This window comes from Halorubrum tropicale (genome assembly GCF_001280455.1).
Taxonomy (GTDB): domain Archaea; phylum Halobacteriota; class Halobacteria; order Halobacteriales; family Haloferacaceae; genus Halorubrum; species Halorubrum tropicale.
Map to the genome: position 1 here is coordinate 176,547 of NZ_LIST01000004.1, position 14,480 is coordinate 191,026.

15 protein-coding genes are annotated in these 14,480 nt (G+C 71.4%); 5 read left to right on the plus strand and 10 right to left on the minus strand.

Annotated features, from left to right (window positions below; all coding sequences use genetic code 11):
* Window positions 1–6: 6 nt before the first annotated feature.
* From AMR74_RS11120 to AMR74_RS11140, 5 genes are all read right to left on the minus strand, one after another.
* Complete coding sequence (locus AMR74_RS11120) at window positions 7–1,452, minus strand: FAD-dependent oxidoreductase (RefSeq protein ID WP_053772131.1); 1,446 nt, start codon at window positions 1,450–1,452, stop codon at window positions 7–9.
* Window positions 1,453–1,544: 92 nt separating this feature from the next.
* Window positions 1,545–1,988 (minus strand): RNA-binding protein, encoded by a 444-nt coding sequence (locus AMR74_RS11125; protein WP_053772132.1) that lies wholly within the window; start codon window positions 1,986–1,988, stop codon window positions 1,545–1,547.
* A gap of 21 nt (window positions 1,989–2,009) precedes the next feature.
* Window positions 2,010–2,198, minus strand: a complete 189-nt coding sequence (locus AMR74_RS11130) for a hypothetical protein (RefSeq protein ID WP_017342881.1) — start codon at window positions 2,196–2,198, stop codon at window positions 2,010–2,012.
* A 100-nt stretch (window positions 2,199–2,298) separates the two neighbouring features.
* Window positions 2,299–2,880: a DUF7524 family protein gene (locus AMR74_RS11135; protein WP_205625954.1), complete on the minus strand. Its 582-nt coding sequence runs from the start codon at window positions 2,878–2,880 to the stop codon at window positions 2,299–2,301.
* Window positions 2,881–2,982: 102 nt separating this feature from the next.
* Complete coding sequence (locus AMR74_RS11140; RefSeq protein ID WP_199236359.1) at window positions 2,983–3,177, minus strand: methytransferase partner Trm112; 195 nt, start codon at window positions 3,175–3,177, stop codon at window positions 2,983–2,985.
* A 149-nt stretch (window positions 3,178–3,326) separates the two neighbouring features.
* Here AMR74_RS11140 and AMR74_RS11145 point away from each other — a divergent pair, with 149 nt between their 5' ends.
* Complete coding sequence (locus tag AMR74_RS11145) at window positions 3,327–3,608, plus strand: ribonuclease P protein component 4 (RefSeq protein ID WP_053772134.1); 282 nt, start codon at window positions 3,327–3,329, stop codon at window positions 3,606–3,608.
* 6 nt (window positions 3,609–3,614) lie between these two features.
* Here AMR74_RS11145 and AMR74_RS11150 read toward each other — a convergent pair whose 3' ends face one another.
* The 3 genes from AMR74_RS11150 to AMR74_RS11160 form a co-directional block, all read right to left on the minus strand.
* Window positions 3,615–4,295 carry an HAD-IIB family hydrolase gene (locus tag AMR74_RS11150; RefSeq protein ID WP_053772135.1) on the minus strand — a complete coding sequence of 227 codons (681 nt, stop codon included), beginning with the start codon at window positions 4,293–4,295 and terminating at the stop codon, window positions 3,615–3,617.
* Between the two features lie 131 nt (window positions 4,296–4,426).
* On the minus strand, window positions 4,427–5,599 hold the full coding sequence (locus AMR74_RS11155) for a Cdc6/Cdc18 family protein (RefSeq protein ID WP_053772136.1): 1,173 nt from the start codon (window positions 5,597–5,599) through the stop codon (window positions 4,427–4,429).
* Between the two features lie 91 nt (window positions 5,600–5,690).
* Window positions 5,691–5,894 (minus strand): hypothetical protein, encoded by a 204-nt coding sequence (locus tag AMR74_RS11160; protein ID WP_053772137.1) that lies wholly within the window; start codon window positions 5,892–5,894, stop codon window positions 5,691–5,693.
* A 154-nt stretch (window positions 5,895–6,048) separates the two neighbouring features.
* Between AMR74_RS11160 and AMR74_RS11165 the strand changes: the two genes are divergently transcribed.
* A complete protein-coding gene (locus AMR74_RS11165) occupies window positions 6,049–6,447 on the plus strand; it encodes a hypothetical protein (RefSeq protein WP_053772138.1) in 399 nt (132 codons plus the stop codon).
* A 112-nt stretch (window positions 6,448–6,559) separates the two neighbouring features.
* Here AMR74_RS11165 and AMR74_RS11170 read toward each other — a convergent pair whose 3' ends face one another.
* Both AMR74_RS11170 and glpK read right to left on the minus strand, forming a co-directional pair.
* On the minus strand, window positions 6,560–7,726 hold the full coding sequence (locus tag AMR74_RS11170; protein WP_077152306.1) for a hypothetical protein: 1,167 nt from the start codon (window positions 7,724–7,726) through the stop codon (window positions 6,560–6,562).
* Window positions 7,727–9,265, minus strand: coding sequence for a glycerol kinase GlpK (gene glpK, locus AMR74_RS11175; protein WP_053772139.1), 1,539 nt, complete (start codon window positions 9,263–9,265; stop codon window positions 7,727–7,729).
* 371 nt (window positions 9,266–9,636) lie between these two features.
* On the opposite strand from glpK, the gene glpA reads away from it, so the two are divergent.
* From glpA to AMR74_RS11190, 3 genes are read left to right on the plus strand one after another with little or no spacing between them, the layout of a single operon-like run.
* Window positions 9,637–11,469 (plus strand): anaerobic glycerol-3-phosphate dehydrogenase subunit GlpA, encoded by a 1,833-nt coding sequence (gene glpA, locus AMR74_RS11180; RefSeq protein WP_053772140.1) that lies wholly within the window; start codon window positions 9,637–9,639, stop codon window positions 11,467–11,469.
* Window positions 11,469–12,848 (plus strand): glycerol-3-phosphate dehydrogenase subunit GlpB, encoded by a 1,380-nt coding sequence (glpB, locus tag AMR74_RS11185; RefSeq protein ID WP_053772141.1) that lies wholly within the window; start codon window positions 11,469–11,471, stop codon window positions 12,846–12,848. The genes glpA and glpB overlap by 1 nt, the downstream gene beginning before the upstream one ends.
* A complete protein-coding gene (locus AMR74_RS11190) occupies window positions 12,845–14,413 on the plus strand; it encodes an anaerobic glycerol-3-phosphate dehydrogenase subunit C (RefSeq protein WP_053772142.1) in 1,569 nt (522 codons plus the stop codon). The genes glpB and AMR74_RS11190 overlap by 4 nt, the downstream gene beginning before the upstream one ends.
* Window positions 14,414–14,480: the final 67 nt, after the last annotated feature.

Sequence of the window (14,480 nt, forward strand, 5' to 3'; positions counted from 1 at the left end):
CCCGTCTCAGTCGTCGAGCGTCCCGTTCAACACCTTCGCGGCGACGAGTATCGGGTCCCACACCGGGCTGAACGGCGGCGCGTACGCGAGGTCGAGCCGCTCGATCTTCGGGACCGTCATGTCCGCCTCGATGGCGGTCGCGAGCGTGTCGATCCGGACCGCCGCGCGGTCGGTACCGACGATGCTCCCGCCGAGCAGCCGTCCCGTGTCGCGGTCGGCGACGAGCGTCACGTCCGTCTCGGCCGCGCCGGGATAGTAGCCGGAGCGCGACCCCGCGGTCACCGTCTCGCTCACCGGGTCGAACCCGGCGGCCTCGGCCTCGTCGCGGTCCAAGATTCCGACGCGAGCGGCCTCGGCGTCGAACGCCTTCACCGCCGCCGTACCCGCGATGTCGCCGACCGGCGTCGGGTCGCCGGCGACCGTCGCCCCGATCGCGCGCCCGGCGCGGTTCGCGGTGAGGCCGAGCGGGACCCAGTCCGGCTCGCCGGTCACCGCGTGGCGCGCGGTCGCGCAGTCGCCCGCGGCGTACACGTCCGGAAGGCTGGTGCGGCCGTGATCGTCGACGCGAACCGCTTCGCCGGGCCCGAGGTCGACCCCGGTGCCGGCGAGCAGGTCGGTGTTCGGCCGGATCCCGACGCCGACGACCGCCATGTCGACGGGGACTCGCTCGGAGGCCTCGCCGCCGCCGCGTCCGACTTCGATCGCCTCGATCCGGCCGTCGCCGACGAGCGCGTCGACCGGGGCGTCGGTGTGGACGGTCACGCCCTCGGCTTCGAGCGCCGCCTCGACGCGGTTCCCGACGGTCTCCCCGAACGGCGAGAGGAGGTGGCCCGAGCGGTGGAACACGTGGACGTCCAGCCCGCGCTCGGTGAGGGCCTCGGCGACCTCGACGCCGACGTACCCGCCGCCGACGACCGCGGCGGTCTCGGGGGCCGGCATCGCGGCGTTGCGGTCGACGCGCTCGCGGTCGACGGCGCTCACGTCTGCGCGGGCCGCGTCGTAGGCGTCCGGCTCGGAGACGTAGGCGTCGATGGCGGCGGCCGCGTCCATGTTGTGTAGCGTGAACGCGCCGTCGACGCCGCGTACGTCGAAGGGACCGGTGGTCGCGCGCGCGCCGGTGGCGACGAGCAGGTCGCCGTACGCCCGCTCGAAGCGGTCGCCGTCGGACGTCTCGACCGTCACGCGCTTCGCGTCCGGGTCGACGGCGACGACCTCGCGGCCTCGCCGGAGGTCGATCCCCCGCTCGTCGACCTCGCTCGGCGACAGCGACAGGAGGTCCGACATGCGGTCGACGTAGCCCGCGATGAAGTACGGCATCCCGCAGTAGGCGTACGATATCCACCGGCCCTTCTCGAAGACGACGACCTCGCGGTCGGGCGCCTCGCGTCGGAACTTACTGGCCGCACTCAACCCCGCCGCGTCGGCCCCGACGACCACGAACGGATCGCTCATGGCCGGATATCGACGGGGCGGGTGAAAAAGTCACGCCGCGGGTGCGGGCCGGGCACGCGACCGGATGGGTGCGGGCGCGGGGTGCGGAGCGGTCAGTCGCCGTCGTCGTCCGCCAGCCGCGAGAGGGTCTCGCGGGCGTTCGCGACCGCCTTCTCCTTTTTCGCCGGGTACGCTTCGACCTTCGTCCGGACGGTGACCCCCGGGCCGAGCCTGACGTCGCCGCGGAACGCCGCCTGCTTGTCGACGCGGAGGAACAGCGCGCAGTTGTCGTCGACCCGCTCGTCGAGCTCGTCGAGGACGCGGTCGAGGTCCTCCAGCTCGGAGAGCCGGTCGAGGACGTGGCGCATCTCGTCGGCCCGCTCGACCCGGGCCGAGAGCACGACGATCCGGTGCCCGTGGTGGCCCGCGTTCTCGACGCGGTCGAGTTCGACGTCCTCGGGCAGGAGCGAGCGGAGCGCCTGCTCGACGCGTTTGACGTCCTCCGTGGCGTACGAGAACGCGCGGAGGTCGACGTAATGGAAGGGGACTTTCGGCATGCGGTACGGGTGGAGGCGGCGTTACTCCTCGCTCTCGACAGCGTCGAGCGCGTCCTCCGGGACGCCCGTCTCCTGGCCGTCCTCGAAGCTGACCGTGTACGTCGCGTCGCCGAACATCGTCTCCATCACCTGCGTGATCTTCCCCGTCTCGCCGTCGTACTCGCTGTGTTTGTCGTGGAGCACGACCTCGTCCTCCTTCTCGAAGCTCATGGCGATTCGTTCCGCCGGGACGGTTAAAAGCGCGCGGATCCCGACCGAGACGGAGGTGCGAGTCGGCGGCGGCGGTCTCGGGGAACCGCTCCCCGTCGCCTCACGTCACGGCGAGCAGCGCCGCGCCGAACGCGATCATCAGCGCGAGCCCGACCGCGAGCCAGACGAGGGCGCTGTCGACGGCGACCGCGACCGCGACCGCGGCGCCGACCGCGACGAGCCCGAAGACCGCGCCCGCGACCCCGCCGCTCCTGACGAGGCGGTCGAGCGCGTTCACCGCGCGCTGCCCGGGCGGAATCTCCGGGTGCCGCTCCGGGGGCGCCGAGAAGGTCTCGTCGACCGCGACCGACTCGCTCGGGGTCTCGGGCGACGGGTCGATCCGAACGTCGACGTACGCCGTGTTCGAGCCGTAGCCGGTGACGATCTTCAGTTTGCCGCGGACCGGTTCGTCGACGTCGGCCGTCGAGACGTGGACGCGGCGGGTGGCCTCGTCGGCGACGAAGTGGTTGCCGTCGTCGAGCGCGGCCGCCCGGTCGAGGTCGTCGTCGAAGTGGAGGTGGACGTGCGTCGAGCGCCCGCTGTTCTCGAGCACGACCGGGAACGGTCCGTCGGTGACGAACGAGTCCGGCGCGTCGATGTCGTGGACCGCCTCCCCGTTCAGTTCGACGTCGAGTGTCGGCACGAGTGGGACCACGACCCCGCACTAAAAAAAGATTCACACGACCGAGATGTTCCCGGAGACGCGGCGGCCGATCGCCGGAGCGCGGGCGGACGGTCGGGTCCGCTACGCCGCCGCCTCTTCGCGCATGTCCGGCGGCAGGAGGTTCGGGATCCCGTCCTCGATGGGGTACGTCTCGCCGCACTCCGTACAGGTGAGCGTCCCCGCGAGCACCTCCTCGTCGTCCGCCTCGTCGGCGTCGAGTTCGAGGGTCGCCTTGTCGAGCGGACAGCAGATCACGTCCATCAGGGATTCCTTCATACCTCTCAGTTGGAGTGGACCGATAAAAAAGCGTGCGGGTCGCGACCGTCGCGCCGTCTCGGACCGGCCGACCGGGGCGTCGCGGCGCCGCGGCGCCGTGGTCACCTCGGATAACAACCTCTTTGCCGCCGCGCGCCGCCCTCCGTGACATGGGCATCCCGGCGGAGCGGATCGAGCGGCTGTTCGCCCTCGCGCGCGAGGCGGTCGTCGACGACGAGTACGACCGCGCCCGCGAGTACGTCGCCCGCGCCCGCCGGATCGCCGAGCGGAACCGCTGCGGCGTTCCCAGCGAACTCTCTAGGCGCGCCTGCGACGACTGCGCCGTCTACCTCCGCCCCGGGAAGACGAGCCGCGTCCGGACGCGGCCCGGCCGCGTGGTCGTCCGCTGTACGGAGTGCGGCGCGACGGCGCGGTACCCCTACGAGGAGTGACCGCGACTACTCCGCGCGCTCGCGCAGTCGGTCGAGCACCGAGGCCGTCCCGTCCATGAACCCCTCCGAGACCACCTCGTCGGCGGCCTCGCGGGCCGCGTCGTCCGCGTTGGCGACGGCGTACGACTCGCCGGCGACCTCGAACGTCGAGACGTCGTTCTCGCTGTCGCCGACCGCGACGAACTCGTCGGCGGCGAGCCCGAGCGCGTCGGTGACGACGCCGAGCGCCCGCCCCTTGCTCACGCCCGTCGACTTCACGTGATAGGCGTAGCCGGTGTCGACGACCTCCACGTCGTCGACGGCCGCGGCGACCTCCCGCAGGAGCGCCTCGTCGGCGTCGGGCGAGCACGCCACCTCCGTCTCGCGCCAGCGGTTCACCGTGTCGCCGTCCCCCCACCCGACCTCGCCGCCGCGCTCGCGGAACGCCTCAACGACGGCCCGCGCCGCGTCCGGGTCGCCGACGACCGTCGTCTCGCCGTCGACGTACGCGACGCCGCCGTTCTCCGCGATCACCGTCTCCTCGCGGCCGAGGAAGTGCGCGAGCGCGACCGGGTACGGGAACGCCTTCCCGGTGGCGAAGACTATCGGGGCGTCCCAGTCGGGCAGCAGTTCGAAGGCCCGCGGGTCGATCCGGTGGTCCGGCGTCGTCAGCGTGCCGTCGATGTCGAGCGCGAGTGGCGGGACCATACCCCGAGTCGGCGGCTCGGCGACAACTGTCTTCCGTTCGAACGAAGCGCGGTCGGGTCGGCCGCGCGCCGTCCGCACGCGGGGCGCCCGCCCGAGGCGAGCGCGGAGCGCGGTCGAGGGGTCGCGCGGCGCTACCCGGTCCGGACGGGGCGGTCGAACAGCTCGCGGAAGACAACCGTCGGGAACAGCGGCACGAGCCGGCTCGGCGGCCGGCCCTTGCCGTCGCTCCGGTGGACGGTGACCCGTTCGAGCAGGCCGGCGTCGGCCAGCTCGTAGAGGACGCGCCGCACCGTCGACGCCGACAGGTCGACCCCGGGGCGCCCCGCGATGGCCTCCGTCGCCATCCCCACGGTCGACCGCTCCTCCTCCGTGAGCCCGGCGAGCGCGTAGAGGAGCCGCTGGCGGCTCTCGGGCAGCGCGAGGACGCGACCCAGCGCCACGCAGGGGCGCGGGACCCCGTCGGTGCCGGCGTCGACGTCGCCCGCTCTGACCGTGGACGCGCCGGCCCGCTCCGCGTTGACCGCCGCGCCCATCACGGCGGCGAGCGCGTCGTGGGCGTCGCCCGCGGCCCACTCGACTATCTCGCGGATCTGGTCGTGGCTGAGCGCGTCGCGGCCGAGCCCGGTCGAACACCGGCTCGTCAGCAGCTCGACGAGCACGTGCCGGCGGTACTTCGCGAACTCGACGGTGGTCTCCGGCTCCCAGTCGACCGCGTCCGGTGGGTCGCGGCCGATACAGGCCGGCGTGAGCTGCTCGCCCACGTCGGTGAGCCAGTCGACGAGCGTCGCCGCGGTCGGCGTCTCGGCCTCGTTCGTGTGGTCGACCGCGACGACTAGGTCGGGCCCAGTGCGCATCGCGTCGCGCAGCGAGTCGGCCAGGTCCTCGGTACCGATCCCGTGGTCGGGGACGTGTTCGTCGCTCATCGCGGCCAGCATCGCGTGGTACAGTCGGAACCGGGTCGAGGCGTTCCGCGCGTCGACGTACACAAACCCGGGAATCGTCGGCTCGACCGCCCGCGTAGTCGTCTGGATCGCCCGGCGCGGGCCGCTGTGGCTCGCGAGTCGGTCGAACAGCGCGGAGACGACCGCCGACTTGCCGCTCCCCTTCGGTCCGTACACGTAGACGCTCGGCGGGAGCGACCCGGAGAAGGCGGGTTCGAACACGTCGAGGAGCCGCTCTATGGCCGGCCCGCGGCCGACCGGCGAGTCGACGTGTCTGACCGGAGACACGGCTTCGAAGTCGGCGAGGACGCTCATGCCGGCGTCGTAGCCGAGCCGCCGCTCGATCCGGTCGTCGATGTTCACGGTCGACCCTCCGGGATAGTCGAACAAAACGGCCCCGAATCGGGACCGGACGACGGCCCTCGGGGCGGACCGCTTCGCTCGCCTGAGCCGCCTACCAGTGGGCGGGCTTGTACCGGTTGATGACGACCGTCGAGACGACGAAGACGACCCCGCTGATGACGCCGGCGATCGCGCCGACCGCCAGCCGGACCGCGGGCGTCCCCTCGGAGACGAGCGCCGTCACGACTGCCACGGCTCCCATCACGACGAGGAGGTTCCGTCGGTCCCGCCGGTCCAGCCCGATCCGGTCTAGCATACCACGTCGTCTCGGCCGGGGCAGTTAAACGCCCCGCGTTCGGCTCGCGACCGCGTCCCGTCGGGCGGGCGGGCGGCGCCGCGGTCCTCCGCGGGCGACGGTCGAAGTCGGGGCGATGGAAACCTATACGACCGTCGGGCGGACTACGACGGGTATGTCGAACGAGGCGGCCGTCGAGACGCTGCACACGGTCGACAACAGGAGCAAGGTCGTCGCGGTCCTGTCGACGGCGGCCGCGTTCGGGGCCGGGATGCTCGCGATCGGCGACATCGAGTTCGTCTCGATCGCCGCGGCCGCGTTCGGGATCGGCGTCCGCTTCGCGTCCGTCTGGGCGGGCGTCCGCGCCTTCGTCGACGACGACGCGGTGACGATCGCCGACCAGCCCTCCGCGGGGAGCTTCCACCACGGCGCGACCGGCGTCGCGCTCGCCGCGGCCGGCGCGACCGCGCTCGTGGGCCGTTCCCTCGGCGTCGAGGTCGTCCCGATCGCCGTCGCCGCGGCGGCCGTCGGCGTCGTCGGGTTCCTCGGGCTCTCGGTGCTGCTCCCCGACTGAGTGACGTGCGCGCTCGGCCGTGGTATCGTGCGTGCCGCTCGTCGACCGATTCCGAGCGACCGCGGGTGAGCGAGGTTCCATGTTAAAAAGTGCTGCCGGGTGTGAGGTCGCGTTAGATTCCCGTGCCGGGGATCCAGACGCCCCAGTTGAGCAGCCCCGCGATGACCAGCAGGCCGATCGTCAGCGTCCAGACGACGATGGCGGCCGCCGGCGGGTCGAGGTGGGTGTCGCCGTGCGCGTAGAACACCCGCTGTGACGCCTCGCCGGCGAGCGCCGCGAACACGCCGAACAGGGCGCCGAAGAGCAGCGCGGGCGCGGCGCCGAACGCCAGGGGCGCGGTCAGGTCTCCGGCCGACAGGTCCGTGAGCATCAGGATTCCCTCCTGCCACGTCGCGAGGAACGCGGTCGCCCCCGCGAGCGTCATGTGGTGGGTGACCGGGATGCGGTCGACGCCGAGGTTCAGGAACAGCAGCGACGCCGCGCTGATCCCGAAGCCGGCGAACACGGCGATGAGGCCGTGCCCGCCGCTGATCATGTTGTACGTGATGACGCCCGCGCCGAGTCCGGTGAAGAAGCCGATCGCGGCGACGTGCGACCACTTGTACATGTTTGGCAGCCACGGCTCGACGGCGAGGCGGTCCTCGCTGGCCTTCCCGCCGTCGCCTTTGACCTCGCCGGGCTCGCGCATCTCCTCGCGCTCGAACGGCCCCATGTCGAAGTAGCCGTCGGCCTTGTCGCTGACCTTGCCGACGATGCTGTAGCCGAAGACGGCGCGGACCACGAGCGCGCTGATGACGATGCTCACCGGGATCGGGTCGACCGGGAGCGCGAGCTGTCGGGAGATCTGTTCGATGAGGACGCCGAAGACGCCGAAGACGGCCCCCACGGCGAGGACGTCCGGTTTACTCCCCAGCGCGAAACCGATGTCCTTCGCGTTGTGGTAGTCGAACCCGGACTCCATGTAGCCCTTGTCGGCCGCGTACGCGGCCGCGGCGGCGCCGCCCGCGAACGAGATGTGCGGGCCGAACACCGGGCCGAAACCGACGTCGACGCCGAATCCGCCACCCCCGAGCGAGCCGCCGATGACGAGGAACCCGGTGAAGATGAACGCCGGCAGCGCGCCCAGCGCCGCGCCGAACGCCCCGCCGGCGAGCGCGCCGAGCAGGATGGTCGGGTCGGTGAGGCTCTCGATCACGTCGGTCGGCGCGCCCGGCTCGTAGCCGACCTGTAGCACGGTGTCGGCCGCGACGGCCAACTCCGGGAGCAGTTCGACGCCCATCTACTCGTCCTCCTCGTCTATCGCCCAGTTCTTCGAGCGTTCGACCGCGTCGTCCCAGCGGCTGTACAGCTTGTCGACCTCGTCCTGCGACTTCTCCGGGGTGAACTCGCGGTCGATCTGCCAGTTGTCGCGGAGCTCGTCGACGGTGTCCCAGTAGCCGACCGCGAGCCCGGCGGCGTACGCCGAGCCGAGGGCGGTTGTCTCGTCGACCTCCGGTCGCGCGATCTCCGTCTGGATGATGTCGGACTGGAGCTGACAGAGGAAGTTGTTCTTGACCGCGCCGCCGTCGACGCGGAGGCTCGTCGTCTCCACGCCGGAGTCGGCCTCCATGGCCTCGGCGATGTCGCGGGTCTGGTAGGCGATCGATTCGAGCGTCGCCCGCACGATGTGCTCCTTGCTCGTCCCGCGCGTCATTCCGACGATGGTGCCGCGAGCGCGACCGTCCCAGTGCGGGGCGCCGAGCCCCGTGAACGCCGGGACCATGTAGACGCCGTCGGTCGAGTCGACCGACCGTGCCAGCTCCGCGGTCTGGGCCGCGTTGTTGATCAGGTCGACATCCTCGAGCCACTCGATGGCGGCGCCGGTGATGAAGATGGACCCTTCGAGCGCGTACTGGACGGGCTCGCCGGACATCTGGAACCCGATCGTCGTCAGCAGCCCGTGGTCGGACTCGACGGCGTCGGTGCCGGTGTTCATCAGGTAGAACGAGCCGGTGCCGTAGGTGTTCTTCGCGTCGCCCTCGTCGAAGCAGGTCTGCCCGAACAGCGCGGCCTGCTGGTCGCCCAGCGCCCCGGCGACCGGGACCTCCTCGCCGAGGAAGCCGTCCGGGTCGGTGTGGCCGTAGTAGTCCTCGTCGGAGGACGGCCGCACCTCGGGCACCATCTCCTTCGGCACGCCGAACTCGTCGAGCAGCTCGTCGTCCCACTCCAGGTCCCGGATGTTGTACAGCATCGTCCGGGAGGCGTTGGTGACGTCAGTGATGTGGTTGCCCGTCAGGTTGTAGATGAGCCACGAGTCGATGGTGCCCATCACGAGTTCGCCGGCGCGGGCGCGGTCGCGCAGGTCGCCGCCGCGCGAGCTCTGCATCTTCAGCGGCTCGGCGTTGTCGAGGATCCACTCCGTCTTCGTCGCGGAGAAGTACGCGTCGGCCTCGAGGCCGGTCTTCTCGCGGATCTCCTCGACCTTGTCCGCCTCTTGGAGCTCCTCGACGCGGTCGGTCGTCCGGCGGTCCTGCCAGACGAGGGCGTTGTGGACCGGCTTCCCGGAGTCCTTGTCCCAGACGATCGTCGTCTCGCGCTGGTTGGTGATGCCGATGGCGTCGAGCTGGTCGGCGTCGAGGTCCGCGTCCGCGAGGCCGTCGAGGACGACCTGCTGGGTGTTCTCCCAGATCTCTATCGGGTCGTGTTCGACCCAGCCCGGGTTCGGGTAGATCTGTTCGTGCTGTTCGTAGGCGTTCGCGACGACCTGGCCCTCGTGGTCGAACACCATGAATCGAGTTCCGGTCGTCCCCTGGTCTATCGCACCGACGTACTGTGTCATGTTGTGGATCCCTCCTGTGGCGCTGGTCCGTGCGCGGCGATGACCCGCTCTCCCTCGCCGTCGAAGGAGAGTTCGGGCCCGCGTCCGCCGCCGCGGCGCGCGACCGATCGGTCAGGCCCGTCCGGAGCCGACCCGAGACGGTCGCGAGACGCGCCGCGGCATATCTTCACGGAAGCTACCACGCCGATCGTGAACATAATGTACTACCATAATAATCTTCCTGTTGAAATCCCGGTTCCGACGCGAGTGAAAAAGTTCAATACATAAATCCGTCGACTGCGTCAGCGACTACAGTACTTGAATGACCCTGATAGTTACTATTAGGGCCCACCGGGAGGTAAAGTAAAGTGGACGTGGTCCAAGGGCCTCGCATGGACAGCCAAGTGGACGTCGTGGTCGTCGGTGGGGGCTCGACGGGGTGCGGCGTCGTCAGGGACCTGGCGCGGCGCGGACTCGACACGGTCCTCGTCGAGAAGGGGAACCTGACGCACGGCACGACCGGACGGATGCACGGACTCCTTCACAGCGGGGGCCGGTACGCGGTCTCCGACCAGAAGAGCGCGAAGGAGTGTATCGAGGAGAACAGGGTCCTCCGCGACATCGCGGCCCACTGCGTCGAGGAGACGGGCGGGATGTTCGTCAAGCGGCCCGAGGACTCCGAGGAGTACTTCCAGGAGAAGCTGGAGGGGTGTAAGGCGTGTGACATCCCGGTCGAGGTGATCGACGGAGAGGAGGCGCGGCGCCGCGAGCCGTACCTCGCGCGCGACGTGGAGAAGGCGATCGCCCTGCCGGACGGCGCGGTCGACCCCTTCCGGCTGTGCGTGTCGAACGCCGCGGACGCCCGCGAGCACGGCGCGCGGATCGAGACCCACGCCCCGGTGACGGACGTGCTCGTCGAAGACGAGGAAGTCGTCGGCGTCGAGATCGAACACGAGACCGGGCCGGGCAAGCGCGTCCACCGCGAGCCGGGGACGACCGAGGAGATCCGCGCGCGCCACGTCGTTAACGCCACGGGCGCGTGGGCGGGCAACGTCGGCGAGATGGCCGGCGTCGACGTGGAGGTCCGCCCCTCGAAGGGCGTGATGACCGTGATGAACACCCGGCAGGTCGACACCGTGATCAACCGCTGCCGGCCGAAGGGCGACGCCGACATCATCGTCCCCCACGAGACCGCCTGTATCCTCGGCACGACCGACGAGGAGGTGGACGATCCGGAGGACTACCCCGAGGAGGAGTGGGAGGTCGACCTGATGATCGAGACGCTCTCGGAGCTGGTGCCGGAGCTCAGGGACGCGCGGACGCTCCGCTCCTTCTGGGGCGTTCGCCCGCTCTACGAGCCTCCGGGAACGGGCACCGAGGACCCGACCGACATCACGCGCGACTACTTCCTCTTGGACCACGGCGACCGCGACGACCTCCCCGGCATGACGACCATCGTCGGCGGGAAGCTCACCACCTACCGGATGATGGCCGAGTCCATCTCCGACCACGTGTGCGAGACGCTCGGCCACGAGGCGACCTGCGACACCGCCGACGCGCCGCTCCCGGGCTCGGAGAGCGAGGCCGGCATGGAGGAGCTGATGGACGAGTTCGGCCTGCGCTCGCCGGTCGCGCGCCGCTCGGGCCAGCGGCTCGGCTCCCGGGCCGACGACGTGCTCGACGAGTACGACCCGAACCCGATCGTCTGTAACTGCGAGAGCGTCACCCGCGCGGAGGTCCGGGACGCGGTCGGCGAGGCCGGCTCCGACCTCAACGCGGTCCGCCTCCGCACCCGCGCCTCGATGGGGAACTGCCAGGGCGGCTTCTGTACCCACCGGATCGCCGCGGAGCTCGCCGAGGAGTACCCCGAGTCGGTCGTGCGGGACGCCGAGGACGAGCTGTACCAGGAGCGCTGGAAGGGCCAGCGCCACGCGCTGTGGGGCGAGCAGCTCTCGCAGGCGATGTTGAACCACATGCTCCACGCGACCACGATGAACCGCGACGGCGATCCCGCGAACCTCGACGAGGAGGTCGACTTCGGCGCGTTCGACGCGGGCGCGGGGGCGCCGAGCCCGGGCGATTCCGACGGGGAGACCGGAACCGCCGCGGCGGACGGTGGCCGCGCAGATGACGACGCGGCGACCGATGGCGGCCGCGCAGATGACGACGCGGCGACCGATGGCGGCCGCGCGAGCGACGACGCGGCCACCGACGGAGGTCGCTGATGGCGATCAACAGCGACGTGCTCGTGATCGGCGGCGGGCTCGCCGCGGTCACGGCGGCGGTGTCGGCCGCCCGCGAGGGCGCGGACGTGCGGCTCGTCTCCCACAAGGCGAGCACGCTGCGGCAGGCCTCCGGGCTGATCGACGCGCTCGGCTACGTCCCGGCGACCGAGCCGGCGAAGCCGCTCCGCGACGGGCCGCCGACCGCGGGCCGCGAGCTCGACCGCGACGAGTGGCCGGACCCGGAGGGGCCGCTCGCCGACCCGTTCGAGGGGATCGAGCGGCTGCCGGAGTCGCACCCGTACCGGGTGGTCGGCGCGGACGCGCTCCGCGACGGGCTCGCCCTGTTCGACGACCTCGCGGGCGACGCGTACCGCGGGGGTCACACCGACCGCAACGCGCTCGTCCCGACGTTCGGCGGCGCGGTGAAGCCGACCGCGCGGTACCCGGCCGCGGCCGAGGCCGGGCTCGCGAGCGACGAGCGGCCGATGCTGATCGTCGGGTTCCGGTCGCTGACCGAGTACGACGCGCGCGCCTTCGCCGGGCGCTTGGAGGCGGCGGGCGTCCCGTTCGACGCGGCCGGCGCGGAGGTCGAGTTCGCGGAGGCGTTCCGCGCCGACGCGAAGATCACCCGGCTCGCGAAGGCGCTCGACCACGACGAGGACATCGACGGCGTCCCGGCCCGCGAGGCGCTGGCGAAGGCGGTCGCGCCGCACCTCCACGACGTGGTCGACGCGGACGGCGGCGTGGACCGCGTCGAGCGCGTCGGCTTCCCGGCGTTCCTCGGCGACGACCGGGGCGACGAGGTGCGCGCGGAGCTCGCCGACCGGCTCGGCGCCGACGTGTTCGAGGTCCCGATGGGACCGCCGAGTCTCCCGGGACTCCGTCTGGAGGACCGCCTGTTCGACGCGCTCGACGCCGAGGGCGTGCGGTTCGAGACCGGCAACCCCGTCGTCGGCGTCGAGTCCGCGAGCGACGGGCGGGTCGAGTCGGTCGCGGTCGACCGGAAGGGTCGGACGGCGCCGTACGGCGCCGACGCGTTCGTGCTGGCGACCGGGGGGCTCGTCGGGAAGGGGCTCGACTCCGACCGCGAGGGCGTCCGCGAGCCCGTCTTCGACCTGTACGTCGACCAGCCGGACGACCGGTACGAGTGGTTCGTCGACGACGCGTTCGGCGACCAGCCGTACGCGCGGTTCGGCGTCCGGCCCGACGAGCGGTGTCGGCCCACGGACGCCGACGGGGAGGCGCAGTACGAGAACGTGTTCGCGGCCGGCGGCGTCGTCGGCGGCGCGGACGCGGCGCGAGAGAAGTCCGCGAGCGGGGTGTCGCTCGCGACCGGCCTCGCGGCCGGGCGGCAGGCGGCGACGGAGGCGAGCCAATGACACGAGACACGGCGGACGACGGCGACGGGGGGGACGCGAACGGGACGACCGAACCGAGCGGCGGACGCGGCGGGGGCCGCGGGCGCGCCGGGTGCGGGAACTGCGGCTGCGGGGAGCCGAGCCCGGGCGTCCCCGAGGCGGGCCGCGACGAGCAGCCGTCGATATTCGTCCCTGACGAGGGGGAGGTCCCGGACGACGGCGCGGGGGCGGCCGCGGACGCGGCCGGCGCCGCGGAGCGCGCCGCCACCGACGGCGGCGTCGAGAGCGCGTCGGGCGGCAGCGACTCGACCGAGCTCGACCCGGACGCGTACGACCCGGTGGACGTGTTCCCCGGCGGCGACCTCGACCTCCGCGAGGGGGCCGACTCCTGTTACAAGTGCACGAGCTGCGACACCTCCTGTCCGGTGGCGGAGGTCGACGACGAGTTCCCCGGGCCGAAGTTCCAGGGCCCGGAGCAGTGGCGGCTCAAGCGGAAGGACGACCACGACATCGACGAGTCGATCACCTCCTGTTCGAACTGCATGCGCTGTGACGACGCCTGCCCCTCCGGGGTGCCGCTCTCGCAGATGCACAACGAGGCGCGCGGGCAGTTCGTAGAGCGACAGATGGAGAAGCTCTCGATGGAGTACGTTCGGAACCGAATCTTGGCCAACTACCGCACGTCGGCGAGCCTCGCGAGCATGTTCCCGCGGACGGCGTCGTTCGCGATGAACTTCGGGCCCGCCCGGTGGGCGATGGAGAAGGTGATGGGGATCCCCAAGGAGCGCGACTTCCCCGAGTTCGCCACGGAGACGTTCCGCGAGTGGTGGAAGGCGCGCGGTGGCGCGCAGGTCGAAAATCCCGACAAGCGCGTGGCCTACTTCCACGGCTGTTACTCCAACTACAACACCCCCGAGGTCGGGAAGGCCATGGTCCGCGTCTACGAGCACTTCGGCTACGAGGTCATGGTGCCGCCCCAGAAGTGCTCGGGCACGCCGATGTTCGCGAACGGGATGCTGAAGGACGCCCGGCGCCACGCCGAGACGAACGTCGAGAACCTCGTCGAGGCCATCGGCGAGGGCGCGGACGTGATCGCCTCGTGTACCTCCTGTTCGATGTCGCTGCGCCAGGAGTACCCCGAGCTGTTCGACCTCCACGGGATCGAGGACCTCGCCGAGCACACCTTTGAGGCGCTGGAGTACCTCCGGATCCACGAGGACCTGGAGGGCGAACTCGACGCGGCCGGCGGGCTCGACGACGAGCGCGCGTTCGCGTACCACGCGCCGTGTCACGCGCGCAACCAGGGGCTCTCCCGGCAGGCGGTCGAGACGTTCCGCGGCGTCGACGGCGTTCGGATGGAGGACGTGGGCGACTCCTGTTCGGGGATCTCCGGGACGTACGGCTGGAAGGAAGAGAAGTACGAGAAGTCGATGGAGATCGGCGCGGAGATGTTCGAGCACATGGAGGACGCCGAGGGCGAGGTCGGCATGACGGAGTGTCCGACCTGCGCGATGCAGATGGAGCACGGCACCGGCTACGAGATCGAGCACCCCCTGCAGCTGCTCGAGGACGCGCTCGGCGCGTAGGCGGGGCCGTCCATGACCGGGGGTAAACGCCGCCGAGACGGCGCCTCCGCGGACCGCGCTCGCGCCG